The organism is Brucella sp. BE17 (assembly GCF_039545455.1).
Lineage (GTDB): Bacteria > Pseudomonadota > Alphaproteobacteria > Rhizobiales > Rhizobiaceae > Brucella.
This window is the reverse complement of sequence record NZ_CP154468.1, coordinates 312,422-338,350: the sequence shown is the minus strand read 5'-3', so window position 1 is coordinate 338,350 and position 25,929 is coordinate 312,422. Positions and strand designations below refer to the sequence as shown.

The window sequence follows — 25,929 nt, the reverse complement described above, 5'->3', positions numbered from 1 at the left end:
AGGCGATCTAGCTCAGCGACCAAGCGCCAGGAGCACGCGCTCCGGCACAAAAGGCATATGCCTGAGCCGCGTCCCTCCCGTCAGACGCGCAATAGCATTGGCAATTGCCGGTGCAACCGGAGGAAGGCCTACCTCTCCAATCCCGGAAGGAGGATTTTCCGTGGACTGGATGATCTGGATATGGATTTCCGGTGCCTCAGACATCCGCATCACGCGGTATGTGTCGAAGTTTGCTTCCTGAACTTCGCCATTCGAAATTCCGATCTGTTCAAACAGGGCATGGCTGGCCCCGTGAATGATCGCGCCCATGATCTGGGCCTCGATATTTCGTGGCTGCACCGCAACGCCGGCATCGACCGCGCACCACACATTATGAACCCGGATTTCCCCAGTCTCCTGGTCAAGGGAAACCTCGGCAACCTGAGCGCAATGTGCCCATACATCGGAATAGGCAAGACCAAGCGCACGCCCGTCCAGCTCCCGTCCCCAGCCCGCCATCTCTCTTACGGTCTCTATGACGCGCCGGGCGCGGGGCTCCGCAGCCAGCAATTCAAGCCGGTAGTCGAGCGGGTCTTTGTCGATCGTCGCGGCAATCTCGTCGATGACCGTTTCCACAGCAAATCTGGTATAGCCGACCCCGACGCCGCGCCAGAAACCAACATCCTGGCCGCTGTCTTGCCGGAGATATTGAATCTGGCTGGCGGCAATTGCGTAATTGAGATGGGCGCCTTCGATCACAACACTGTCCATACCACCCGCATTCTCAAGCACCACCGGAACGGTTCTGGCAAAAATGGAATCGGCTACGATCCTGTGCTGCCAGCCTGTGATATGACCGGTATCATCCACTCCCACTCGGATATGCTGCGCCACCAGAGGACGGAATTTGCAGTGCCGGACATCCTCCTCTCGGCTCCAGATCACCTTGACCGCGCGGCCCTGAACTTCACGAGCCAGCAAAACGGCGTCCGTGATGAAGTCGCCCTCTGCCTTGCGCCCGAAACCGCCGCCGATCAGGGTCGTATGAACATTGACCTTGTCAGGTGTGGTATTGGCTGCCCTTGCTGCGAAATCCCGTGTAGCAACGGGTCCCTGAGTCGGTGCCCATACCTCGACCATGTCGCCATTGACAATCGCTGTGGCGGTCATCGGCTCCATAGTTGCATGATAGACATGCTCGTTCCTAAATTCGGCTGAAATGACGGTTGACGCCCCGGATATGGCCGTTGCCACCTCATTGCCGCTAGGCTGTTCCACTCCGGATTGCGCAAGGTCGCGACCGATAACAGCATAGTTCTCCAGTGCCTCATCCGTTGAATAGTCGCGCATGCGCGAACCGTTCGACCACGTGACCCGCAGCATATCCCGCGCCTGCATCGCGGCCTCAAAGGTTTCGGCGATGACACCGATACCGTAGTCGAGCGTTACGATCCGCACTACACCGGTGATATCCATCGCCTCCGCCGCATCAAGGTCTTCCGGTATTTCACCCGCCACCGGCGCGCGTAAGATCGTCCCAAAGAGCATATCCGGAAGTTGCACGTCGATGCCGAAAACGGCAGAGCCATCGACCTTTGCCGGGATATCAACCCGCGAAATTCCTTCAATCCCGATATAGCGACAGCTCGCAATTGGCTTCAGGTCAGCAGGTGTGACCTGCGGCAACTCATCTGGAATGGATCCCGATGCTGCAATTTCACCGTAGCCGAGGGTGCGCCCGCTTGCGCTGTGAACTACAATGTGGGCGGTGGTGGTCAGCTCGCGGGCCGGAACACCCATCAGAACCGCAGCGCTTTGGAGAATGGCAAGACGTGCCTGCGCGCCCACAAGACGCAGGAACTCGTAATAGCCCGTCACCGTCTCGCTGCCGCCGGTGAGCTGTCTGCCACCCCTGCCGGGATTACCGTAAATACCTGCATCTGCTGGGGCCTGAATGATCTTGACCCTGTCCCAGTCAGCATCCATATCCTCTGCGATCAACAGTGGGAGCACTGTCATCGCCCCTTGCCCCATCTCAGACGCTGGGCAAACGATCGTCACCGTCCCGTCACCCGCAATCGAGACCCATGCATTCGGCCGAAAACCCGCAGTGTCGGACGCTGCATTTTGCGCTTGAGACAGGCCCACGGGTAAAGAACCGAAACTGACAGCGACCCCTATTGCTCCTGCTGAGATAAGAAACGACCGGCGTGACAGTTTCCGGCTGCTAATTGACGTATGCTGCACGGTTTCAGCCCTTCAGTTTGATGTGGAATGGCACTTGCATTTCGCGAGGAGTGCGGCGGCATTATGAGATATATAACTTCATGGGACCGGAGATTGCTCGGAGGTGAGCGTTCTCGGGTTCAACTCAGAAAGTGTCGTTGATTAGTCTGACAACGCAGCGAGCACCCGTTCCGGCAGAAAAGGCATGTGCCGCAACCGCACGCCATCGGTCAGGCGAGCAACCGCGTTGGCGATGGCCGGCGCGACCGGAGGCAATCCCACCTCACCGATACCGGAGGGCGGATTGTCTGTCGCAATGACACGCACATGGACATCGGGTATCTCCGACATACGTAGCACGCGATACGTGTCGAGATTGCTCTCCTTCACTTCGCCATCCACGAAGTTGATCTGTTCATGAAGTGCTGTCCCGACACCCTGGATAATGCCCCCCATGATCTGCGCTTCAATATTGACGGGCTGGATTGCAATGCCGGGATCGACGGCACACCAGACCTGATGAACGCTCACAACACCCGTCTGGCGATCAAGGGAGACCTCTGCCACCTGCGCGCAATGGGTTCCCCAGGCTTTCGAGTAAGCCAATCCAAGGGCACGATCCTCACGCGCCCGGCCCCAATCCGCCATTTCGGCTGCGGCGCGCAGCACCGCCGCCGCCCGCACATCATGGGCCAACAGCTCAAGGCGGAACTGCAACGGATCACTTTGCGCTGCTGCCGCCGCTTCGTCGACCATGCATTCGACACCGAATTTCGTGTAACCCTCGGCTGTGGCGCGTGAGAAACCAACTGCGACACCGCCATCCTGCCGAAGATATTCCACGCGATGTGCAGGCAGGTCGTAGCCATTTTCCAACCCGCCATAAACGGTGTCATCAAGGCCCTTCAGCTCTTCAAACGCATCGGGATACCAGCGCGCATAGATCGAATCCGCAGCCAGCCGTTGATGCCAGCCGACAATCTTTCCCGCCGCATCCAGCCCAATCCGGGCGTAATGGGCGACAAGAGGGCGGTATTTGCCGTGGCGGACATCATCTTCGCGCGTCCAGATCACTTTCAACGGACGGCCCTCGACCTCGCGCGCCAAAAGCACGGCGTCCGAGATAAAATCATCCTCGGCCTTGCGCCCCAGACCACCGCCCGCAAGCGTGGTTGTCAGCGTCACATTTTTGGAGTCGATCTCCAAGAGGCCAGCCGTCGCCCAGACCGTCAGCGACTGAGCTTGGGTGGGAGCCCAGACATGAGCGTGGTCGCCGTCAAAACGGGCGGTCGCGGTCATCGGCTCCATCGTCGCGTGATGGATATGGTCATTCAGGTAATCTGCTGTGAGGATCGTCGTCGCGCCTTCAATCGCAAGCAGAGCATTGCCCTCATCCAGAGCGACACCTCCGGTGATGGTCAGATCACTGGCAATATCGCGATAACGTTGCAACATCGCCTCGCTGGAATAGCCGCGGGCACGCGAGGTCGAACTCCAAGTTACAGTGAGTAGGTCGCGCGCCCGGACCAGCGCATCGCGCTCCGTACCGATAAGCCCTACACCATAGGGCAGGGTGACGATCCGCAGCACACCGGGGATAGCCGCCGCCTCTGCGTCATCAACCGCTTCAGGCGTCTCGCCTTGCACTGGACTACGCAGCACCAGACCATGCAGCAAACCGGCCTGATCCACATCCACCCCGTAGACCGCACTGCCGTTCACCTTGGCCGGCACGTCGATCCGACCCAGCGAAGACCCTCCGATATAACGAAACCGGGAGGCTGGCTTCAGATCGGCCTCGGTGACAAGCGGCAGCGGATCGGGCAATGCGCCGGATGCCGCAATCTCGCCGAAACCAAGGGACCGGCCCGATGCGTCATCGATAATACGGTGCTGTTCGGCTCGCAGACTTTGAACAGATACGCCAAGTAATCCGGCGGCCATGCTGGTCAGCACCAGCCGCGCCTCTGCTCCAGCAAGGCGCAGCGCGTTATAATAGGCCCGCGTTGTCGTGCTGCCACCAGTCAGCTGCACGCCGCCGAATTCCGCGTTGCCGTAAGCCATATCGGCGGGTGCCTGGACGACGCGGATCCTGTTCCAGTCCGCCTCCATGTCTTCGGCGATCAGAAGCGGTACAGAAGTCAGCACCCCCTGCCCCATCTCGGCACTCGGTGAAACCAGCGTGACCGTGCCTTCAGTGTCAATCTTGACCCAGATATTCGGCTCCAGCCCCTCGCCACGGTTTTCAGCGATCCCCGCAGCAAAGGTGCGGGCGGGCGCCGCGCCCAGCCCGATCGACAGACCGGCAGCCCCCAGCGATACCAAAAAGCTGCGACGTGACAGCGTGACTCCAACGGGACGGATCATTCTGTTCATCGCTCACCCCTCCTGTGCGGCACGCTGGATGGCCCGGATGATTTTCGGATACGTGCCACAGCGGCAGATATTGCCGTCCATGTGCGCGATAATCTCCTCCCGGCTCGGATCGGGGTTGATCTGTAAAAGACCTGCGGCCTGCATAATCTGTCCCGACTGGCAGTAGCCGCATTGCGGCACCTGTTCGGCGATCCAGGCCTTTTGCAGCGGATGCGAAGCATCGGACGACAGCCCTTCGATGGTTGTCACCGCACGCCCCTCAACATCTTCGAGCCATGTCTGGCAGGAGCGTACCGGCTCACCGTCGACATGAACCGTGCAGGCACCGCATTGCGCGATGCCACAGCCAAACTTGGTACCCTTAAGCTGCAGGTGATCGCGGATCACCCACAGAAGCGGAGTGTCCGGTTCTGCCGTGACACTGACCGCCTGGCCATTGATCGTGAAAGCCGTCATGGCAGATCTCCTTCTTCAGACGAGAGGTTTTGCAGGTAGCCAATGATCGCTGCCCGCTCGTTTTTGTTCGGGATGGCGTTCCGCATCCGTGTACCCGGCACCATCTGTACAGGCGCGCTGAGAAAGGTCTCCAGCGTCTCTGCCGACCAGATAATCGACGCATTCCTCATGGCATCCGAATAGCGCGCTCCCTCAACACTGCCAGCCTCGCGGCCGATAACAGTATCGAGACGCGGGCCGGCTGCGCTGCGCCCGCTTTCCAGACTGTGACATCCCGCGCAGCGCTGGCGGAAAAGGCGCTGGCCGTCGAGGTCCTGAGCCGAGCCAGCGGCAGGCGAGAATACGCCCGCCATGAAAAGCCCAATCACGGTGGCACCACGGCAACGGCCTAGACCCGGCTGCTGGTCAGCAGCGTCAGCTGTGCATCCTCTCTTGGGGCCAGAGATCGACCGGGATTTCTCTTGAGACCGTACGACATTCATCGGCCGGCTCATGCACCGTTCAGCATGGCATAGACATGCTGGTAGTCGCGGCTTGCCTCCGCCATGCGCAGCATCTTCACGCGCTCGACGAGAATTTCGCCGTTTTCGGGGTAACCAGCCCCGATCAGATCCATGACCTCGGCGATATATTCGGTCAGCGGCATGGCATGAGGGTCTGATGCCTGTTCCGGTCCGTGAAGCTCGGTCTGCACATAGGGCGGCGCGAGTTCTAGCACCTCCACGGAGGTCGCCCGCAATTGCGTGCGCAACGACTGAAGCCAGGAGTGGAGAAACGCCTTGCTTGCACAGTAGGTGGGATAATTGGCGAGCGGCACGAAAGCCAACCCGGAAGTGGTCGTTATGATCGTCGCCGCCTGCTGGCTTTGCAAAACCGGCAGCAGGGCAGCCGTGATATGCAGGACCCCGGTGATATTGGTTCTGATGATCGCCTCGGAGAGGGATATGTCCGCGCTACCCGAGACCAGGTCCTGTGTCTTCGTGATGCCGGCATTGTTGATCAACGTGTTGAGGTCAGGAAAGGTCTCGCGGATATGCGATGCCAGAGCCGCGATATTCTCGGGGTCCTCGACATCAAGCCTGATGCCGATCATGCCCGGATGCTCCGTCGTGATCTCGTTTAGCAGCCCCTCCCGGCGACCGGTAATGATGACCCGGTTGCCGCGCTGGTGGAACTGCGATGCCAGCGCGCGTCCGATGCCACTCGTGCCGCCGGTGACGAGAATAGTGTTACCTGTGAGGTTCATGTACCGTCTCCGTTCGAAATTGGATCAATGTTCTGAGTATTGGGGCGCTACGCTTGTGCTGGGATCAGCCTTGCCGCACGCGTTCGATGATCTGCGCCGCGAGGGCGTGTAGACTGTCCCGATCCGCTATGGTGGTAGGCCGCGGGGTGTCATCCGATGTCATGACTACGCTCAGGCCGAGTCGGCGCACGATGTAGAGCATCTGGCCTCCATAGCCCCAGGCATAGCGCATCTCTTCGCCTGCCATATTGCGCAGAAACCAGCCGTAGCCATAACCATCGCCGCTCCAACGGGAGGTTGTGCGCGTGGTCCATGCATGTTCGACCCAAGACGCCGACAGATGCCTTGCGCCGTTCTGATCTAGACCGCCGCGCCGCCAGAGCTCGCCGAAGGCGAGCAGGGAGCGTGAGCTCATCGCCATCTCATTCCCGCCCAGATAGATGCCCTGCGGATCGCGCTCCCATCCCGCGATCGAAAAACCCTCGATACCGCCCAGCCAGTCCCGCGCATTGGCCAAGCTGGAACGGCCGGTCACTCCGGTCAGAATCGCAGAAAGAAGATGCGTCGATCCGGTGGAATAAAGCATCCTTCCCCCTGGATCGTCTTCGAATGGCTGTGCGAGAGCGCCCCGCACCCAGTTCCGGCTCGCAACCCACTGCCCATAGACCGGCCCGGATGTAGGACGCAGACCAGACTGCATGCTCAGGAGATCACCAACCGTAATATCTTCAATACGCGGGTCGGCGTCGGCGGGGACGTCGTTCCGCAGCAAAGGCGCAATCCGCTGCTCGACGCCTTTCAGGATACCTCGATCGATTGCGATCCCAATGAGCGTGGCCATAACGGATTTGGAGGCGGACTTGATATTGGTGGGCGCAGAGGTCGCATGCCCTCGAAATCCGCGTTCGACGAGAATCTCGCCGTCACGTGCGATGATCATGGTCTTCAGAGGTGTCAGACCCGCTGCAATATCCAGAAGATCAGCGAATCCCGTGTCCTGCGCACCAACCGGGCGTGCCAAAGCACCAAAAAAAGGACACGCCAGAACGATGGTCGCGCCGCTTCGCAAAAGATCGCGCCGGGAAAACGCAGGAAATGGGTCGGTCATCAGGGCCTCACAATCGGACAAGGTCGACACGCCGCCAGAGCAATGATTGACGGCCGGATTACGGGATGCCCAGCGCTCCCGGGCCGCTGACTGACCGACAAGGAGCCGGGCGTGATATGTCGTCAGTCAAGGTAGTCCGCCAGCTTCTCGCGGCACGCGCTATGATCGTGATGCGCCATTGCCGGCACGGCCCACATTGCAAAACTTGATCCACAGGCGCGGGCCAGAGTGCGGTAGCGAGACCAGCGGGTACCACATCATTGAACGAGTGGTGATCCAATATATTCTTTCCCTTCCATGCAGCGACCGGGCATCAGAACGTTCGGGTTGAAAGGATTTGTAAAACGGTTGTCTGCAAACGATCCATACTCTATGGTCCGCAACATCTTTGCAAACGTCCAGGAAAACCCCATGGATCCCCTTTCTGAAGTGCTGTCCCTTCTCAAACCACGCAGCTACCTGTCTTCAGGTTTTGATGCCGGCGGGGACTGGTCGCTGCATTTCCCGCTCAGAAATGATGTTATCAAATGCTATGCCGTGATCTCTGGAGAAGGCTGGTTGACGGTCGAAGGTCAGGCAGCGCCTGTACAAATCTCGGCAGGCGATTGCTTTGTACTTCCGAGCGGGCGGCCCTTCATTCTCGCGAGCGATCCGTCCATCACACCGCAGGACGCAAGGACGGCTTTTCCGCCTGCCTGCCCAGGCGGCATGGTAACACTCAATGGCGGCGGCGGGCTCTTTCTGGTCGGCAGTCGCTTTGCGGTCTCGGGAAGCCATGCCGGATTGCTGCTGAGGATGCTGCCTGCCATCGTCCACATCGACAAAGAGACAGAGCAGGCCGCGCTGCGCTGGTCTATCGAGAGGATGCGGGATGAGCTGCGCGACGGGCAGCCCGGCGGCTATCTGATCGCCCAGCATCTTGCCCATATGATGTTGGTCCAAGCCTTGCGGCTGCATCTTGCTGAAGGCCGGAATGGCACCGTCGGATGGTTCGCCGCTTTGGCCGACAGACAGATGTGCTTGGCAATCAGTGCGATGCATTCGGACCCAGCCAGACGCTGGACTTTACAGGATCTGGCGTCCCACGTGGGCATGTCACGCTCGGCATTTTCCCAACGCTTCAAGGAAACTGCGGGAGAAACACCGATGGACTATCTGGCACGCTGGCGGATGCTTCTTGCCGTCGACAGGCTTGAAACATCCGGCGATCCGATATCGGTGATCGCCCCATCCCTCGGTTATGAATCCGAGAGTGCCTTTAGCACCGCCTTCAAGCGCGTCATGGGCGGCTCGCCGCGCCAGTTCGGGCGTATGCAAAGACCGCCGTCTGCCGGTTCTCAGCCCGATCGACCTTCGTTCAATCGCACTAACCTGTGACCACGAGCGAAAGCCTTCTGGACTTCTCCTTCAAAGGCAGAGTTCTGCTGTTAGATAAGACCTGACAGGAAACCTAAAATTGAACTAACTGGATTTTACAGGAGAAGCGCTTCAAACGGGCGACACCCTCTGTCATCTTGAATGCGTTCCTTTGTCTTGGTGTACCTCTGCAGCTTATAGGGAGCACCCGATGACCAGAATGCCGGAGCCAGCATAAAACTTGCCTGTTCCTGCAAATGGCGATAGTACGAAAACCCGAAGACCGAGTCCTGGTTCTGGTCTGGCAGCCAAAAGGAGGTTCGGGTGTCATCATCGCTTCTTGCCACAATTAACGCCTATGCAGACCAGCAGGGCGGCGGTCAGGGACTGTTTCCAACGCCCCTCGCCGACGTAAATGTCGTCCGCTCCTGGCAGACCATGATGCCGATGCGGCAAATCTACCGCCCATCGCTCTGCGTCGTGGTGCAAGGCGCGAAGGAGATATTTTTCGGCGAGGAGAGGCTTGAGTATCGCGCAATGGAGTGCTTGTTGGTCAGCGTGGAAGTGCCCGCAAGCGGGCGGATCATCGAAGCTTCAACGGACGCGCCCTATGTTGGCGTCATGATCGAGCTCGACGTCACTGTGCTGCGAGCGGTCGTGGAGCAACTCGAAGAGCCGCCTGTTCCACCTTCCGGCCCTGGCCCGTGTATGTTCGTGAGTCCGGTTGATGAACCACTGGCGGATTGTGTTCTGCGACTCATCAGGATGTTCGGCACACCTAAGGCCATCCCGGTCCTCTATCCATCCGTCATGCGCGAAATCTATTTCTGGCTTCTGAGCAGCCCTCATGGTGGCGAGCTTTACAAGCTGGCCCTGCCGGAATCGAATATCGAGCGTGTCGTGAAAGCCATCTCCCTGATGCAGGCTAACTTCGCTAAGACACTGCGTGTGGAACAACTGGCGGAAACAGCGCGCATGAGCCCTTCGTCGTTCCATCAACACTTTAAAGCACTCACCTCCATGACTCCGCTTCAGTTCCAGAAGCAGCTTCGTCTTCTGGAGGCGCGGCGGCTCATGGTAGCGGATAGCGCAAACGTGACCAAAGCTGCCCATCAGGTTGGCTATGAGAGCGCATCACAATTTAGTCGCGAATATTGCCGGATGTTCGGCGTTGCACCAAAACGGGACGCCATGAACCAGCAGCGTCTGTATAGCGAGTATGCCAGCCGCACGTTTCGCACAGAATAGGTCATGTACTTCGATACCGTCCCTCGCCTCCCCTATGAGAGTGGTATTCGAGACTGGCTATCAGAGCGCCCACTCGTTCGACCTCTTCCTCTTTCATTACAACGGTTCGGGCAAAGCTCTTTTGGCATTTGCTGATGTCCTCAATCACTTCCGACATTGGAAAATCATTGAGCTCAACCTCTTCCCCAATAACGGTTCGTAGGAACAGGCAAGTTTTTTGAGAGTTTCGGCATGGAGATTCGCAGCGGAAATCGCACATTCATGAACAAGGTAGAAAACGGCCTATCGAGATGACCTTCTCATGAAGTCACGCTCATCGCTCTGAAAGCAAGGATCAACATGACTAAGTGGACAGCTCAGAACATACCATCCCAACGCGGTCGTTCGGCTGTCGTGACCGGCACTGGCGGGCTGGGATTCGAAGATGCGCTTGCACTGGCCGGCGCCGGCGCGAGCGTGGTGATTGCTGGCCGAAATGCCAAAAAAGGGGCAGAAGCCGTAGCAGCAATCAGGAGCGCATTCCCCTCCTCCCAAGTTCGGTTCGGCCAGCTGAACCTTGCGGACCTTGCGTCCATTAAAGCCTTTGGTACACAGCTCGCTCAGGAACAGGATAATCTTGATCTTCTGATCAACAATGCCGGAGTGATGGCCCCGCCCGAGCGTCGGGTCACCAGCGATGAATTCGAGCTGCAATTCGGCACGAATTATCTTGGCCATTTTGCACTTACCGCACACCTGCTGCCGCTTTTGAAAAAGGGGCAGAATGCGCGCGTTGTGACCGTGAGCAGCATCGCAGACAGGCAAGGCGCAATCAACTTCGACGACCTTCAAGCCCGTCATAGCTACAAACCGATGCAGGTCTATGCGCAGTCGAAACTCGCTTGTCTCATGTTCGCCCTTGAGCTGAGCCGGCGGAGCAAGGCCGCCGGATGGGGGGTCGAGAGTCTTGCAGCGCATCCCGGCGTCTCCCGCACCGATTTGATCCCCAATGGTGCCGGCCGGTCGAGCGTCAACGGAATGCTGCGCCGTTTGCTGTGGTTCACTTTCCAGCCTGCAGCGCAGGGTGCGCTGCCGACGCTTTATGCCGCAACCAATCCGACCGCAAGGGGCGGTGGATATTATGGACCCAATAGGATGGGCGGAGTGCGTGGATACCCAACCGAGGCAAAACTTCCGCATAAAGCGCTGGACACAGAAGTAGCGGAACGCCTCTGGGAAGCCTCCCAGCAATTGACCGGCGTGAGCTTCGACTGACGCAAGTCTCGCCGAAAAAGACAATCGAGCTCTATCAGCAATCAGATGTCCGGACCGCCCGATCAAGCGCATCATGCAGAAAGGCTGCCCAGTCGCAGTCGGTCGCACATGCCTCGTGGTGCTGGTAAGAGCAATGTCAGAGGTCCTCTTTCCAGCTCATAAACCGTCTGCGATACAAAAAATTGGCCACCTCCAGTGAAGCTTCCTGTATCCGCAACAGCAATCAGCATTTTCTGGGCTGGCAGGTGCCCCCTACCCCTTCACATTTTAGAAGAGGCCCCAAAAGGGCCCCTTCGATTTGTTTGCTGCTGGATTATGCGTTCAGCTACGTGTTCCAAGGCCCATGGAAATCGCCATCCTTGTCGATGCGTTTGAAGCCATGCGAACCGAAGAAATCGCGCTGGCCCTGAATGAGATTGGCAGTACCGAGCGGCTGGGTATAGCTGTCGAAATAATTAAGCGCCGAGGCAAGCGCTGGAACCGGCAGTCCGGCAAGGGCTGCCTTGGCAACCACATCGCGCAGGCCCTGCGAAGCCTTACCCATGCGATCAATAAAGGCAGGCGCCAGCAGCAGGTTACGGTTTTCATTGCCTTCGAAAGCATGGGCGATGTCATCGAGCAATTCCGAGCGGATGATGCAACCGGCGCGCCAGATGCGTGCCGTTGTGGCCAGCGGTATATCCCAGCCATGCTCTTCTGAAGCGGCCTGCATCACGGCAAAGCCTTGCGCATAAGCCGCGATTTTACCTGCCAGCAGAGCTTGTTCCAGATCGGCAAGGAATTTTGTATTATCGCTGATATCAAGCGTACGCGGAGCAGGATTATAGGCTTTTGCCGCTTCCGCGCGCTCGCCTTTGAGCGAAGACAGGGAACGGGCCGCAACCGCAGCTTCAATCGCCGTGGCCGGAACGCCCAGCGTTTCGGCTTCAATCGCCGCCCAACGCCCGGTGCCCTTCTGGCCCGCTTCATCGAGAATAATGTCAACCAGTGCCTTGCCGCTTTCGGCGTCAGTGGTTTTGAGCACTGCGGCGGTAATCTCGATCAGATAGGAATCGAGCGGGCCACTGTTCCACTTCTCGAAAACATCGCCGATGGCCGGAGCCGACAAGCCAAGCCCGTCGCGCAGGATGCCGTAGATTTCGGCAATCATCTGCATGTCGGCATATTCGATACCATTATGAATGGTCTTGACGAAATGACCGGCACCATCGGGACCAACCAATGCGCAGCAAGGCTCATCCTTGTATTTGGCGGCAGCCGCCAGCAGCACCGGAGCGATGCGCTCATAAGCTTCAGGCGTGCCACCGACCATCATCGAAGGGCCGTGACGCGCACCTTCGGCACCGCCGGAAACGCCCATACCCACAAATGTCGGATCATTGGGTCCGAGTGCTTTGAGACGACGCACCGTATCGCGATAATCGGAATTGCCGGCATCGATCATGATGTCGCCCTTCTCAAGAAGGGCTTTAAGACGGGTGGTTTCGGCATCGACCGGTGCACCGGCCTTGATGAGGAAAATGAACGGACGCGGCTTGCGGATATTGTCGGCCAGCTCCTCGAACGTGGCGCAGGGGATAATCTTATCGATAAGATCGCCAGCCTTTTCGAGAAAGGCTTTCAGGATAGGCTCGTCGCGGTCATAAACGGCTACTTTATAGCCTTTTTCGGCAATATTGAGCGCAAGGTTCGACCCCATGACGCCCAGACCGACCATTCCGATATCTGCTTTTTCCATTTTATACCTTTCAACAAATGCAACCAGCGGCCTTTTAGACAATACACGTTGCGACTTGTGTCGCGGCATACAGCCGTTGCAAGACCCGACAGGTTTCAGCTGACACATTTATAGAGTGACAGCGGCTGACACGCTCTTATCGTATGACGCAATGATCTAGGACAAATGACATCAAGTTCATAGCCCCTTCCTATCGCAATTCAACCGTCCACACCCAGAATAAAAGCAGAAAGGCAGGCTTTAAATCAAAGCCTGCCTTTCCCACCATCATCTATATTATTGGCGATTAAAACGCCCAGTCCTCATCTTCGGTCGCAACCGCCTTGCCGATCACATAGGACGACCCAGAACCTGAAAAGAAGTCGTGGTTCTCATCGGCATTGGGAGACAGTGCTGACAAGATCGCCGGATTGACCTTGCAGGATTCAGCCGGAAATAGCGCCTCATATCCCAGATTCATCAAAGCCTTGTTGGCATTGTAATGCAGGAATTTCTTGACGTCTTCAGTGAGGCCGACACCATCATAAAGCGCTTCGGTGTAGCGCACTTCATTGTCATAAAGCTCCAGCAGAAGATCGAAGGAAAAATCCTTGATTTCCTGCTTCTCAGCTTCCCCAAGCCCCTCTAACGCACGCTGATATTTATAACCAATATAATAGCCATGCACCGCCTCGTCGCGAATGATCAGCCGGATAAGATCTGCGGTATTCGTGAGCTTCGCCCGGCTCGACCAATACATCGGCAGATAAAAGCCCGAATAAAACAGAAAGCTTTCCAGAAACACGCTGGCGATCTTTTTCTTCAGTGGATCACCGGCATGATAATTCTCCAGAATGAGCTGTGCTTTGCGTTGCAGAAACTCGTTTTCCTCCGACCAGCGATAGGCGTCGTCGACATCCGGTGTCAGGCACAGTGTCGAGAAGATCGAGGAATAGGAACGCGCATGCACGGCTTCCATAAAGGAAATGTTCGACAAAACCGCTTCTTCATGCGGCGTCGCGGCATCGTCCATCAACTTGACTGCGCCGACCGCATTCTGGATCGTATCGAGAAGCGTGAGGCCGGTAAAAACGCGGATGGTGAGCTGCTTTTCTTCCGCCTTCAGCGTTTCCCATGACTGGATATCGTTGGAGAGCGGAACTTTCTCCGGCAGCCAGAAGTTGCCCGTCAACCGGTTCCAGACCTCGAGATCCTTGTCGTCTTCGATACGGTTCCAGTTGATGGCCCGAACGGATGCGACTGGCTTTGGCGCTTTGGTTTTCACTTGGATGTTCATTTTCTAAACCTGTTGTCACAACGCGCAGGAAACACAGCCCTGCACTTCCGTGCCGGACAGCGCCATCTGGCGCAGGCGGATATAATAGATGGTCTTGATGCCCTTTTTCCACGCATAGATCTGCGCACGATTGATGTCGCGTGTGGTCGCGGTATCGCGGAAGAACAGCGTGAGCGACAGGCCCTGATCAACATGCTGCGTTGCAGCCGCATAGGTATCGATGATCTTCTCCGGGCCAATCTCGTAGGCATCTTGATAATAATCGAGATTGTCGTTGGTCATGAAAGCCGCCGGATAATAGACGCGACCGATCTTGCCTTCTTTACGGATTTCAATCTTTGAGACGATTGGATGGATCGAGGAGGTCGAATGGTTGATATAGGAGATCGAGCCGGTCGGCGGCACGGCCTGCAGGTTCTGGTTATAAAGCCCGCCCTCCATTACGGATTCTTTGAGCGCGGCCCAATCTTCTTGCGTCGGAATGGTAATGCCGGCAGTCTCAAAGATCTCACGTACTTTTTCGGTCGTTGGTTCCCAGAGCTGATCGGTATATTTGTCGAAATAGTCGCCCGTTGCATATTTCGACTTCTCAAATCCCTTGAAGCTGCGACCCGTTTCGATCGCAAGGCGATTGGAGGCGCGGATGGCGTGATAGGTCACCGTATAAAAATAGATATTGGTGAAATCGACGCCTTCTTCCGAACCATAGAAAATCCGTTCGCGGGCAAGATAGCCGTGCAGGTTCATCTGCCCAAGACCAATGGCATGGCTTTCGTCATTGCCACGCGCAACCGATGGAACAGAGCCGATATAGCTCATATCGGAAACGGCGGTCAGTGCGCGGATCGAGGTTTCGATGGTCTTGCCGAAGTCAGGGCTGTCCATCGCAGCTGCAATATTGAGCGAGCCGAGATTACAGGAAATGTCCTTGCCCAAATATTCATAGGAAAGGTCATCGTTGAAACGGCTTTCTTCACTGACCTGCAGGATTTCCGAGCAGAGATTGCTCATTGTGACACGCCCGTCAATCGGGTTGGCGCGGTTCACAGTGTCTTCGAACATGATGTAGGGATAGCCGGATTCAAACTGGATTTCGGCCAATATCTGAAAGAACTCGCGAGCTTTGATCTTCTTTTTGTGAATACGCGCGTCATCGACCATCTCGCGATATTTTTCCGTAACCGAAATCTCGGTCAACGGCACACCATAGACCCGTTCTACGTCATAAGGCGAGAACAGGTACATATCCTCGTCATTTTTCGCGAGTTCAAAGGTAATATCGGGGATCACTACGCCGAGTGAAAGCGTCTTGATACGGATTTTCTCATCCGCGTTCTCGCGCTTAGTATCAAGAAAACGCATGATGTCGGGGTGATGCGCATGCAGATAAACTGCGCCCGCGCCCTGACGTGCACCAAGCTGGTTAGCATATGAAAAACTGTCTTCGAGAAGCTTCATCACCGGGATGATGCCCGAGGACTGGTTCTGGATCTGCTTGATGGGAGCGCCCGCTTCGCGGATATTGGTGAGGCTCAACGCCACGCCACCACCGCGCTTGGAGAGTTGCAAGGCAGAATTGATCGAACGACCAATGGATTCCATATTGTCTTCGACGCGCAGCAGAAAACAGGACACCAGTTCGCCGCGCTGTTTCTTGCCGGCATTGAGGAAAGTCGGCGTCGCGGGCTGATAGCGGCCTGAAATAATCTCATCGACCATCTCGCGCGCATGTTGCTCATTGCCGCGCGCAAGCGTCAGCGCCACCATGCAGACACGATCCTCGTAGCGCTCCAGATAGCGCTTTCCGTCGAACGTTTTCAGCGTATAGCTGGTGTAATATTTGAACGCGCCAAGGAAGGTCGGGAAGCGAAATTTCTTCGCATAAGCCTCATCGAACAGGTCGCGCACGAAATTGAAGGAATACTGGTCCAGCACCTCCGTTTCGTAATAGTTTTCACTTACCAGATAATCGAGCTTCTCACGTAGATTGTGAAAGAACACCGTGTTCTGGTTGACGTGCTGGAGAAAATATTGACGTGCGGCCTGCCGGTCGCAATCGAGTTGAATTTTCCCCTCATCGTCATAGAGGTTCAGCATTGCGTTGAGCGCGTGATAATCCATTCCCTCGAAGGATTGTATCGGCTTGCTGCTGCGCGTGGATGCGGGTTCCGGCGCATCAAGCGCCAATGGCTCCGCCTCGTGCTCGCGGATCAGGGTTGTATCTGCCGTGTCCAAAATCGTTCCATCCCGTTTCTGACATTGCCAAGGTCCTCGTCTGTTCCCAGAAGCTCAAAGCGATAGAGATAGGGAACCTGACATTTGGCGGAAATAATGTTGCCAGCGATGCCAAAAGCCGCGCCGAAATTGCTGTTGCCCGCGGCGATCACGCCGCGAATGAGAGAGCGATTGCCCACATCGTTCAAAAAACGAATGACAGGCTTGGGTACTGCGCCCTTGGTGCCACCGCCACCATAAGTCGGCGTGACAAGCACAAAAGGCTCATTCACGTTCAAAGCGCTCGCCACCTCCATTGGAATGCGGTCGGTCCGCATCCCAAGCCGCTCCACAAAGCGATGCGTGTTGCCGGATCGGCTGGAGAAATAGACGAGCAGGCTCATGAGCATGTCTCTCAGGCGAGCGCGCTGATCATGTCGGGTCGGAAACCAGCCCAATGCGCTTCACCGGCAACGACGACCGGAACCTGCCGGTAGCCCATACCGTGTACGAGATCGAAAGCGTCTGCATCAACGGAGATATCGACAACTTCATAATCGACACCCTGACGATCAAGCGCGCGCGTGGTAGCAGTGCACTGGACGCAGGCGGGCTTGCTGTAGACGGTGATATTCATTTTTTCCTCACTGATTTGGACGGCACACAAAGGATCGTTCGCGCAGCTTGACGATGCGCGGCAAGAGACATGCAATGGGGGATCGATCAACGCAGGTCAGACCTGCGCGATGAACAAATACTATTCCCTGATGGAAAAGCCGTAACGACTGAAACTGAACTGTCTGAACATGGACTTCACCCCGAAGCTGTGAGCGGGAAATCGGGGCTGCAACCGGCAAGGAACCTTGCCATAAAATTGCGCGCCAGCCGGACACCCCGCCCGTGGACGTACTTGTAAGAGGCAGGTCTCCTGGCTTGCGGATCAACGTTCTCGCCCGTCTTCCCGGCTTTCGCCAGTGACATGATGGACAGAACTCACCGCTTACAGTTGCGGGGGCAGCTTCGGCTTTGCTTCACCCTGACAGATGAAACGCACCGAATTCCCGTCTTAGCCCTCGATTGCGAATCGAGAGAACCTCATACACAAGATATGGTAGACGAAGTTAAAAACTCGTCAATAGATGGATTTGGGGATAGATCGGAAAAAAGCGAAAATGAGCGATAGATTTTATAATCCCTGTGGAATAGCAGGACATACGGAATGTGAAAAAACTGGGGAATAGCTGATTGCTCCTTTTTACACAGTTCAAATCATTTGTTTCCAGCATAGCGAGCATCGAAATTGACGCGCATAAACTGCATTCCGCCATCAGAATTGACTGGTCCGCATCTTGTCGCGGAATATCGTGAACTGCCGCGGGTTTTCGCACTGGTGCGCGCGGCCATTGCCCGTGGCGAAACGCCGGACGATTCCCGCAATCCTTCCGCTTATACGCTTGGAACTGGCCATGTGCGCTTTTTCTACCCACGCCTTGGCTACTTGGCGAAAAGGCAGGCTGCACTGGTGGCAGAAATGAGAGCCAGAGGATACGCGCCACAGTTCACAATGACGCACGAACTCCTCCTCGGCTTTGCGCCGGAGTGGTGTTGTGATTGGGAACCTTCAAAGGAGGCCATGGCAGTCAACAGGACGCGGATCGCTGAACGCCTCGGCGGATAAGGAACACTCTGCAACTGGCTACGAGATAACAAACTGTTTTTTAAAGAATTTAACTGAAACACATGTCCTTAAAATCCACACATCATGCCGATGTTGCGAATTTAACATAGTGTGGATTTTTCCATCAAAAGCTGTAACGGGTATATTTTCTCGCGTCAGACTTATGCTATTAGAGATCATATCTCGCCATTGGGGGCTTTGGCGACGATTTACCGCCTCAGCGCGTTCAACCGCTGCTGAGGCGGCTTTATTTTCCGCTTTGCAAATTGTGCATATCTCGGTTGCAGGATCGTCTGTTGTAATCACAATGCAGCGATCCTATTTACAACTCGTCCGGTTTACTCCTCCTCCCAAAAACCGGACGCAAAGCGCGGCACTCCTCCTCCCAGTCGCGCTTTATCAATCCGCCCGCAGCGAACTCCTCCTCCCATCGCTGCGGGCGTTTTGCTGTCTGCAATTCCGTTTTAAAATAAAACCTATCGCGGTTCGGCCAGCATCCCACCGCTCATCGGTGCGGGCACCCCCGTCGTGCTTGGAAAACTGATCGGCAGCCCCCGCAAAGCCCGCACGGCAAGAAACGCAAAACATTCAGCTTCAACTGCATCCCCTCGCCAACCCAGCGATTCGACCGGCACCAGTTCCACACCGGCGCGCTCGACCAGCATGCGCATGATTGTCGGATTATGGCGCCCGCCGCCAGATACGGCGAGCCGCTTGGGGCGTTTTGGTAAAAGGTCGAGTGCCTTGCCTACGGCTGCGGTTGTGAATGCCGTCAATGTTGCCGCACCATCTTCTGCATTCAGCCCATCTGCCATCGCGGCGGTAAAATCGAAACGGTCAAGGGATTTGGGGAATGGGGCCGTCATATAGGGATGGGTTAACAGCTCAGCGAGACGCGCCTCATCGACAGTTCCGCGTGCGGCCAGCGCCCCATCAAGGTCCATCTCGCCCAGACCTTGCGCTTTGACAAAATCATTAATCGGCGCGTTGGCCGGTCCAGTATCGAATGCGACGAGCAAATCGGAACCATCCCACCATGTGATATTGCCAACGCCACCGAGATTGAGAATGGCGGTGTCGCCACTTGCGTCGGCGCTGCGCAACAGAGCAGCATGATAGATTGCAGCCAAAGGCGCGCCCTGCCCGCCAGCACGAATATCGGCTGTGCGAAAGTCATAGACGACCCTTGTGCCAAGCAGCTGGCTCATTAAATTACCGTCACCAAGCTGGCGTGTGTCACCGAATTTTCCCGGTTGAGGACCACGATGCAGTACCGTCTGCCCGTGAAAACCGACAATACCGATATCCTCCATTGTAAGCCCGCTCTCCGCCACCAGTTCCATAACAGCGACAGATTGCGCTTCGGTGAGCGCTTGTTCGGCTTTAGCGAATATTTCAGGCTCCTGGCCTTCGAAATTCCATATCCGCGCCTCAGCCTGCGCCTGCTGTAACAATTCAAGCACACCATAAGGGTAGGGCTTGAGCGCATAGGTTCCAAAAATATCGACCGTCTCGCCATCGGTTTTCACAAGCGCGACATCGATATTCCCATCAAGAACGGTCCCGGTCATCAAACCAACGGCCCAGATCGGCTGCATTCATTGCTCCTGAAACAATAGCTGTCTACGTTGGATGTTAGAACATTTCACAGCTGAATGAAAATCGCATATCTTATCGCTCAAAATGAGCGTTTCATCTTTTCGTCTAATTGCCATATCGGCCTTGCGCTGGCAGAAAAACCTGGTGTGTTCCCTTGATAAGAAAGCTTGCCGTCACATTTTGTTGGAAGCCAAGGCTTTGATCTCGACAATAGAAAAGATGCAAATTAGGTTTTCCGCATGAATCAGTCGGTCCAGCGGCGTGCCGTTTTTTTTATTGGCGGATATGACCCGAAAACGCCCGAGGCGTTTTTCAGTCGTTTAAGCAAAGAAATATCCCGCTTCGATACGGTATGGAGCACAAAATCCGTGGTTCTTCCGGTCAAGGAAAATCCCGATAATAATATCGGTTGCGCCCTGATCGAAACAGACTGCGAGAGTGAAGGCTGGAAAACGACGACGGACTTCAACTTCCTTGCTCTCGACAGTATCGTCTTGTCCGATTTTTCGCGTCCGCTTGCCGTCAGACTCGGAAAATATCTCCTCGCCTTCGGTGATTTCATCGTCTCAGGCCCCGCTTTTCAGTTTTTCGCACATGCGTGGCGGTTCGGGCTCTATTTCCTCTATCCGTTTTTGACGCTTGTCCTTTTCGCGCTCGCTAGCATTGGCGTCGGCCGGCTGCTTTCACCTTGGCTCGGTCTTTTCAGCCCTTTGGTGGGTTTGGGCGTTTTTGCTCTGGCGCTGGCAGTGCTCGGCAAAAAATGGCCGATCAATCATCTGATGGATCTGTGGTCCTTTTCGCTCAATTTCATGCGCGGCAGACGCCCCGACGCCGAAGCCCTGATGCAGCATTTTGCGCAGACAATCGTCCGGCGTGTTGGCGAAGGTCGCTATGACGAGGTTATCCTGATCGGTCACAGCACCGGCGGCATGTTGATGCTCGACGTAGCGGCGCGGTGTATCGCGCTTGACGGCGCCTTTTCAACACGAGCATCAAATGTTTCGGTTCTGACGCTTGGCTCCACCGCGCTCAAGGCCGGTTATCATCCGGCAGCACAGAATTTTCGTGACGGCGTGCAGCGCCTGACCGATGATGGCAGGTTTGAATGGGTCGAAATTCAGTGCCTCACTGATGTCATCAATTTCTACAAGACCGACCCTGTCGCCGAAATGAAGCTGCAACGCGCCAAGGGGCGGGATTTCCCCATTGTGCGAACCGTGCGAATAAGAGATATGCTGCAGCCTGAAACCTATAAGCGTGTGAAACGAAATCTTTTCCGCGTGCATTACCAATATGTCTTCGGCAATACGAAGCGTTACTGGTATGATTTTTTTCAAGTTTGCTGCGGTCCGATTTCTCTGGTCGACCGTGCAAAGAATCAAATTATGGGCGGGCTGCCGTCCAAAGAGGGAATTGCTGAATGACGCCGACACTGGCCATTATCATTTGGACGGTCGGGCTTGTCGCCTGGGTTGCCATCCGAATTCCACACCAGCGGCGCGCACGCAAGATAAAGGTGGTGGGCGATGCCCGTTCGCTCACTGACCGCCTGGCGCTCGGCACAGCAACGGTCGGCCTCTCGCTGATCCCGATAATCTATGGCGCGACAGGTTTTCCCGCAGGCGCTGATTACGCCTTCCAGCCGTGGCTCGGCTGGCTCGGACTGCTTTTCGAATTGGCTTTTTTGTGGGTCTTCTACGCAAGCCATCGGCAACTGGGTAAAAACTGGTCGGTAACGCTGGAAATCCGTAACGAACACAAACTCGTGACGGAGGGGCTCTATAAATATGTCCGCCATCCGATGTATCTATCGTTCTGGCTTTGGGCAATAGCGCAGTTTCTGCTCTTGCCCAACTGGTTCGCTGGGCTGGCTGGCCTCGTGGGGGTAGGTATTCTTTATTTCCACCGGGTGGGCCAAGAAGAAGCCATGATGCGCAAGGCGTTCGGAGCTTCCTATGATGAATATGCCAAGCGCACTGGAAGGATTATTCCCAAACCTTGGTGAAATTCAATGACCGAAAAATTAATTACCGTTTCAAGAAGTCTCATCAATCGTCGTTCGCTTCTGGCCTCGGCTCTGGCTCTGGCTTCTCTACCCGCTTATGCCCGCAGCAAAGCCGATCGCCCATTTGATGAGGATTCTTCGTCAGCTCAAGCGATTGCGGCACGGGACAAACGGCCCAATGTCTATTTGCTGCGTGGTTTCGGGGATATTTTTTCCACCGGCATTGATGAGATCGGTGCATCGCTGCAAGCCTCCGGCGTCGATGCGCAGGTCAAGAGCCATACGGCATGGCGTTTCATCGCAAACCGGATTGTTTCAGACCGTGCGAAATATGGCCCCCAGGCCACCGTTCTCATCGGTCATTCCCTGGGTGCCAATGCCATCATTTCAACTGCCGAAGTGCTGGAAAAGAAAGATATTCGCGTGGATTACATAGCGTCCTTTGCCGCAACAGCCCCCGATCCGTTGCCCGGAAACATCAGATGGGCGGTGAATTTTTATTTCTCGCAGGACGGGTGGGGGCGAGCGCTGGAGCCTGGCCCGCGCTTCAATGGTAAGCTCGACAATCGCGACTTTTCGGATGTCAAGGATGTCGGTCATTTCAACATCGAAAAGCAGCGCCCGCTACAGGCCGAAGTGGTACGTAACGTGCTGAGCATCGTAAAGTAACGTCAGCCAGAGCCGCTGACGAGCTTGAAGGCGATGCCCCACATCGTCAGCGCGATGACGCCATCCAGTATCCGCCAGGACATGGGCTTTGCAAAGAGCGGCCGCAGCCAGCGCGCGCCGAAGCCAAGCGCAAAGAAAAACAGAAACGATGCGGTAACGGCACCGGCTGCGAACGACATTTCGAAACCGGGAAACTGCGTGGAAATTGTGCCAAGAAGCACGACCGTATCGAGATAGACATGTGGATTGAGCCAGGTCAAAGCCAGACAAATGGCAATCGTTCGTGCCAGCCCGGTGACATTTTCACCTGACGTGGTGAGCGAATCCGTCGAGGTAAACGCCGAATACAAACTTCTGATGCCATAATAAGCGAGAAATGCCGCCCCACCGTAACGCATCAAGGGTTCGAGCGCGGGCATCAAAGCGGTAATCCTGCGAAAGCTCGTCACTCCAAGAACGATCAGCAGTGCGTCCGAGAGCGCACAGACCAGACTAACTGCAAAGACATGCTCGTTACGCAGACCTTGCCGCAGCACGAAAGCGTTTTGCGCCCCGATGGCGAGGATGAGGCTCAATCCTATGGAAAAGCCAGTCATATAGGTGGTCGGATTCATTTAATTCACTTCGATCAATATCAATGGAACACATTTCGAAGCACTTGGATAAGTGCTTTTTATCAATTAAAACAATTAAATCTTCTAAATGATATTAAGAGATTCTAATGATCGACTACCCTGCCTTGAAGGCACTCGCCATGGTGGTGCAGACTGGCAGTTTCGAAAAAGCTGCCCGGATGCTGAATGTAACGCCTTCCGCCATATCGCAACGGGTGAAGAACCTCGAAGAACGGCTGGGCGTAGTGCTCGTTTCACGGGGTAATCCATGCCTGGCCACAGACAAGGGCGAATGGCTCTGCCGCCACATCGAACAGGTCGGCATGCTCGAACGTGAACTCCTGGCAGAACTACCGGCTTTAGCGCCTCACAATACGGAGCGCGCGCAAGTGACGCTGCATATCGCCACCAACGCCGACAGCCTTGGCACATGGTTCATAAAGGCGATTTCCGGCTTTACACGCGAGACCGATTATCTTGTCAATATTGCCGTTGACGATCAGGACCACACGGCTGAATGGCTGCAACATGGTCGGGTTCTGGCAGCGGTCACCGCACTCTCCAAACCTGTGCAGGGATGCCGCGTCGTTCCGCTTGGTGCTTTGCGATACAAGGCAACCGCGTCACCAGATTTCATGACCCGGTTTTTCCCGCAAGGCCTCACCAAGCTGGCTCTAAGCGAGGCTCCGATGCTGACATTCAACCAGAAAGACCGGTTGCAGGAGCGTTGGATCAAGCAAAACCTCAAGGCGGATATCGTCTGCCCGACACATTGGCTGCCTTCCACACAAAGCTTTATCGATGCGAGCCTGGAAGGCATGGGCTGGGGTATGAACCCCGACATGCTGGTCGATGAACACATCGCCCATGGTCGCCTGATCGAACTCATTCCCGATACCGCGCTGGTGGTTCCGCTCTACTGGCAGGTCAACCGCCTCGCCGCAGACCGCCTCGCGTCACTGTCGGCGCATGTGACGGCAGCAGCAAGACGTTCGCTTTTTCAGCCCCCTTCCTGAAGTGCCCGATCACCAGGAATTTTATTGAATGTGAACGGCAAATGCGCGAAGCCTTATGCATGAAAATTTTGGCTCTCATTGCAGCGGCAATCGCACTCCTGTTTCTAGGCTGCTATTTGCAGATGCACTTTGTGACGCCGTGAGAGCGACCGTTGTGCATGCGAGAAAATACACGGCGCTCTATGGCGCTTCGCAGCTTTCCGGCACACTTTTTTCCAGATCGAGCGGCGATTTTGTCAGCGAACCTGTCATGATCTGCATCGGTTTGAAAGGCGGTTCTTCCTGCATGGAAGGATTGGTGAGATGGATCGTATAACAACCGCTGAAAATTTCCTTCTTGCCGTCCTCCTGCTCGGCCTCGATTGCCAGCGGCAAGCTCCAGTAAATCTGCCCTGCACCCGGATCGGGTTCTGTCTTGCGTAGCGCGACCTTCACGCTTTTGGTCGTCTCATAGCCCTTTACAAAGGTCTTGAAATCTGGCTCACGCCCTTCTTCGGAATAATAGCCGTAGGCGCGCGTATATTCCTTGCGGTTGATGGCATTGTAATAGGATTCGATCAGCGCTTGCGGCGTGGAGCGGTCATCGCGATATTCAGGCACGATCAAGCCACCGTCTGCGTCCTGCGTCTGCTCAGAAGGTTTCGTCTCTTCGATATTTTCCTTGCCATCCTTCGCCTCCGCCGGCTTTTGACCCGGCTTGGCTGGCGCCTGCGTTTCCTGCGCTGCAGGTGGTTGCGTTTCCTGCGCATGAACCTGTGACACAGCCAGCGCGCTGGCGAAAACAGTCAGTAACAGAGACTTCATTCGATCAGTCGACATTAGCAGCTCCTCTTTATAAGTTCGATCAGCGGACCCACGCTCTCGATTTGGTGTCTTGCGGTAATGATGTTACAACACTAACTATAGTGAAAACGTGGCAGTGCGCGTAAATGGCACCAACTCGCTGAAAGCTCTTGTAGAAAGTCTGGACGATTCCCCGCTTCTTTGCCAGAGCTTCCAGCATTCAGGCCAAGCGTGAAAGCCGCATTCAAAACGTGTCATTCGAACTGGATGGCATATGGTGTGCTTCATTACCGGAAGAGAAAACAATGGGCCGTTTTGCAGTCATGACGCTAACCGAAGCAGCCACAGCTCGTTTGCACGAGATCGTGGAGGCACGCGAAGGTGCGCTTGGTATTCGCGTCAGCGTCAAAAAGGGCGGTTGTGCTGGTATGGAATATACGATCGATCTTGCCACCGAAGCCAAGGTCGGCGACGACGTGGTGGAGGCGGACGGTGCCAAGGTGTTTATCGCACCCGAAGCGGTTCTGTTCCTGCTCGGCACCCGCATGGATTTTGAAACAACCACCCTGCGAACAGGCTTTGTCTTTAACAACCCTAACCAGACATCGGCCTGCGGTTGCGGCGAATCCGTAGAACTTCAAGCCGCATCGCCCGAAAGCCTGCGCCAGATGCAGGATACCGTCTGATCCGGCGCCAATCCAGGTTTTTTAATGGACGACGAAACGCTTCGCGATCTTTTGCAGGATTTTGGGCCTATAAGTATCCGCCGTATGTTCGGAGGCAAGGGGCTCTACCATCAGGGCATCATTTTTGCGCTGGTCTATCGTGACGACCTGCTGTTCAAGGCCGACGAACAAACGACACCATTTTTCATCGAAGCCGGATCGACCCAGTGGACCTATGAAGGCCGCAAAGGCGGCAATCCCATTGCCATGCCCTATTGGAACGTTCCGGGGGAAGCCTTTGACGATCCCGAAGTCATGGGCCATTGGGCGCGCCGTGCCTATGAAGCAGCAATGCGCAGCGAGAAAACCAAACCATCAAAGAAACCGGCTGCCAGGCGTTTGCCCGCAGCCGAATAATTCTCA

At 55.8% G+C, this 25,929-nt stretch carries 24 protein-coding genes and 1 riboswitch; of the genes, 10 read left to right on the top strand and 14 right to left on the bottom strand.

Annotated elements, in window-relative coordinates; genetic code table 11:
- Nucleotides 1-12 precede the first annotated feature (12 nt).
- From AAIB41_RS13035 to AAIB41_RS13010, 6 genes are all read right to left on the bottom strand, one after another.
- Nucleotides 13-2,226: a molybdopterin cofactor-binding domain-containing protein gene (locus AAIB41_RS13035; RefSeq protein WP_343315717.1), complete on the bottom strand. Its 2,214-nt coding sequence runs from the start codon at nt 2,224-2,226 to the stop codon at nt 13-15.
- A 141-nt stretch (nt 2,227-2,367) separates the two neighbouring features.
- The gene (locus tag AAIB41_RS13030; protein ID WP_343315716.1) at nt 2,368-4,581 is read right to left on the bottom strand and encodes a molybdopterin cofactor-binding domain-containing protein; all 2,214 of its coding nucleotides are present in this window, start codon (nt 4,579-4,581) and stop codon (nt 2,368-2,370) included.
- Between the two features lie 3 nt (nt 4,582-4,584).
- Complete coding sequence (locus AAIB41_RS13025; RefSeq protein WP_343315715.1) at nt 4,585-5,037, bottom strand: (2Fe-2S)-binding protein; 453 nt, start codon at nt 5,035-5,037, stop codon at nt 4,585-4,587.
- Nucleotides 5,034-5,405: a c-type cytochrome gene (locus AAIB41_RS13020; protein WP_343315714.1), complete on the bottom strand. Its 372-nt coding sequence runs from the start codon at nt 5,403-5,405 to the stop codon at nt 5,034-5,036. Before AAIB41_RS13020 ends, AAIB41_RS13025 begins: the two co-directional genes overlap by 4 nt.
- Nucleotides 5,406-5,527: 122 nt before the next feature.
- Nucleotides 5,528-6,283, bottom strand: a complete 756-nt coding sequence (locus AAIB41_RS13015; RefSeq protein WP_343315713.1) for an SDR family NAD(P)-dependent oxidoreductase — start codon at nt 6,281-6,283, stop codon at nt 5,528-5,530.
- Between the two features lie 64 nt (nt 6,284-6,347).
- The gene (locus AAIB41_RS13010; protein ID WP_343315712.1) at nt 6,348-7,391 is read right to left on the bottom strand and encodes a serine hydrolase; all 1,044 of its coding nucleotides are present in this window, start codon (nt 7,389-7,391) and stop codon (nt 6,348-6,350) included.
- Nucleotides 7,392-7,802: 411 nt separating this feature from the next.
- Here AAIB41_RS13010 and AAIB41_RS13005 point away from each other — a divergent pair, with 411 nt between their 5' ends.
- From AAIB41_RS13005 to AAIB41_RS12995, 3 genes are all read left to right on the top strand, one after another.
- A complete protein-coding gene (locus tag AAIB41_RS13005; protein ID WP_343315711.1) occupies nt 7,803-8,768 on the top strand; it encodes an AraC family transcriptional regulator in 966 nt (321 codons plus the stop codon).
- Between the two features lie 303 nt (nt 8,769-9,071).
- Nucleotides 9,072-9,995, top strand: coding sequence for an AraC family transcriptional regulator (locus AAIB41_RS13000; protein ID WP_343315710.1), 924 nt, complete (start codon nt 9,072-9,074; stop codon nt 9,993-9,995).
- A gap of 339 nt (nt 9,996-10,334) precedes the next feature.
- Nucleotides 10,335-11,249, top strand: a complete 915-nt coding sequence (locus AAIB41_RS12995; protein WP_343315709.1) for an SDR family oxidoreductase — start codon at nt 10,335-10,337, stop codon at nt 11,247-11,249.
- 325 nt (nt 11,250-11,574) lie between these two features.
- Here AAIB41_RS12995 and gndA read toward each other — a convergent pair whose 3' ends face one another.
- The 5 genes from gndA to nrdH all read right to left on the bottom strand — a co-directional run bounded on the left by gndA (nt 11,575) and on the right by nrdH (nt 17,114).
- Nucleotides 11,575-12,987, bottom strand: coding sequence for an NADP-dependent phosphogluconate dehydrogenase (gene gndA, locus AAIB41_RS12990; protein ID WP_343315708.1), 1,413 nt, complete (start codon nt 12,985-12,987; stop codon nt 11,575-11,577).
- A 286-nt stretch (nt 12,988-13,273) separates the two neighbouring features.
- Nucleotides 13,274-14,263 carry a class 1b ribonucleoside-diphosphate reductase subunit beta gene (nrdF, locus tag AAIB41_RS12985; protein ID WP_343315707.1) on the bottom strand — a complete coding sequence of 330 codons (990 nt, stop codon included), beginning with the start codon at nt 14,261-14,263 and terminating at the stop codon, nt 13,274-13,276.
- A 15-nt stretch (nt 14,264-14,278) separates the two neighbouring features.
- Nucleotides 14,279-16,498 (bottom strand): class 1b ribonucleoside-diphosphate reductase subunit alpha, encoded by a 2,220-nt coding sequence (nrdE, locus tag AAIB41_RS12980; RefSeq protein ID WP_343315706.1) that lies wholly within the window; start codon nt 16,496-16,498, stop codon nt 14,279-14,281.
- The gene (gene nrdI, locus AAIB41_RS12975; RefSeq protein WP_343315705.1) at nt 16,474-16,881 is read right to left on the bottom strand and encodes a class Ib ribonucleoside-diphosphate reductase assembly flavoprotein NrdI; all 408 of its coding nucleotides are present in this window, start codon (nt 16,879-16,881) and stop codon (nt 16,474-16,476) included. The genes nrdE and nrdI overlap by 25 nt, the downstream gene beginning before the upstream one ends.
- 11 nt (nt 16,882-16,892) lie before the next feature.
- A complete protein-coding gene (nrdH, locus tag AAIB41_RS12970; RefSeq protein WP_343315704.1) occupies nt 16,893-17,114 on the bottom strand; it encodes a glutaredoxin-like protein NrdH in 222 nt (73 codons plus the stop codon).
- Nucleotides 17,115-17,377: 263 nt separating this feature from the next.
- Nucleotides 17,378-17,590: riboswitch (cobalamin riboswitch) on the bottom strand.
- A gap of 187 nt (nt 17,591-17,777) precedes the next feature.
- On the opposite strand from nrdH, the gene AAIB41_RS12965 reads away from it, so the two are divergent.
- On the top strand, nt 17,778-18,155 hold the full coding sequence (locus AAIB41_RS12965) for a pyrimidine dimer DNA glycosylase/endonuclease V (protein WP_343315703.1): 378 nt from the start codon (nt 17,778-17,780) through the stop codon (nt 18,153-18,155).
- A 476-nt stretch (nt 18,156-18,631) separates the two neighbouring features.
- Here AAIB41_RS12965 and AAIB41_RS12960 read toward each other — a convergent pair whose 3' ends face one another.
- Nucleotides 18,632-19,753: an anhydro-N-acetylmuramic acid kinase gene (locus AAIB41_RS12960; RefSeq protein WP_343315702.1), complete on the bottom strand. Its 1,122-nt coding sequence runs from the start codon at nt 19,751-19,753 to the stop codon at nt 18,632-18,634.
- Between the two features lie 240 nt (nt 19,754-19,993).
- On the opposite strand from AAIB41_RS12960, the gene AAIB41_RS12955 reads away from it, so the two are divergent.
- From AAIB41_RS12955 to AAIB41_RS12945, 3 genes are read left to right on the top strand one after another with little or no spacing between them, the layout of a single operon-like run.
- Nucleotides 19,994-21,178 (top strand): lipase, encoded by a 1,185-nt coding sequence (locus AAIB41_RS12955; protein ID WP_343315701.1) that lies wholly within the window; start codon nt 19,994-19,996, stop codon nt 21,176-21,178.
- Complete coding sequence (locus tag AAIB41_RS12950) at nt 21,175-21,759, top strand: protein-S-isoprenylcysteine O-methyltransferase (RefSeq protein ID WP_343315700.1); 585 nt, start codon at nt 21,175-21,177, stop codon at nt 21,757-21,759. The genes AAIB41_RS12955 and AAIB41_RS12950 overlap by 4 nt, the downstream gene beginning before the upstream one ends.
- 42 nt (nt 21,760-21,801) lie before the next feature.
- Nucleotides 21,802-22,428: a lipase gene (locus AAIB41_RS12945; RefSeq protein ID WP_343316063.1), complete on the top strand. Its 627-nt coding sequence runs from the start codon at nt 21,802-21,804 to the stop codon at nt 22,426-22,428.
- A gap of 2 nt (nt 22,429-22,430) precedes the next feature.
- On the opposite strand, the gene AAIB41_RS12940 is transcribed toward AAIB41_RS12945, so the two are convergent.
- Nucleotides 22,431-23,042 (bottom strand): LysE/ArgO family amino acid transporter, encoded by a 612-nt coding sequence (locus tag AAIB41_RS12940; RefSeq protein WP_343315699.1) that lies wholly within the window; start codon nt 23,040-23,042, stop codon nt 22,431-22,433.
- A gap of 107 nt (nt 23,043-23,149) precedes the next feature.
- On the opposite strand from AAIB41_RS12940, the gene AAIB41_RS12935 reads away from it, so the two are divergent.
- The gene (locus tag AAIB41_RS12935) at nt 23,150-24,058 is read left to right on the top strand and encodes a LysR family transcriptional regulator ArgP (protein WP_343315698.1); all 909 of its coding nucleotides are present in this window, start codon (nt 23,150-23,152) and stop codon (nt 24,056-24,058) included.
- 180 nt (nt 24,059-24,238) lie between these two features.
- Here AAIB41_RS12935 and AAIB41_RS12930 read toward each other — a convergent pair whose 3' ends face one another.
- The gene (locus tag AAIB41_RS12930) at nt 24,239-24,877 is read right to left on the bottom strand and encodes a hypothetical protein (protein ID WP_343315697.1); all 639 of its coding nucleotides are present in this window, start codon (nt 24,875-24,877) and stop codon (nt 24,239-24,241) included.
- A gap of 269 nt (nt 24,878-25,146) precedes the next feature.
- On the opposite strand from AAIB41_RS12930, the gene sufA reads away from it, so the two are divergent.
- Together sufA and AAIB41_RS12920 are read left to right on the top strand one after the other, a co-directional pair.
- Complete coding sequence (gene sufA / locus AAIB41_RS12925) at nt 25,147-25,527, top strand: Fe-S cluster assembly scaffold SufA (protein WP_343315696.1); 381 nt, start codon at nt 25,147-25,149, stop codon at nt 25,525-25,527.
- A 24-nt stretch (nt 25,528-25,551) separates the two neighbouring features.
- Complete coding sequence (locus AAIB41_RS12920; protein WP_343315695.1) at nt 25,552-25,923, top strand: TfoX/Sxy family protein; 372 nt, start codon at nt 25,552-25,554, stop codon at nt 25,921-25,923.
- Nucleotides 25,924-25,929: the final 6 nt, after the last annotated feature.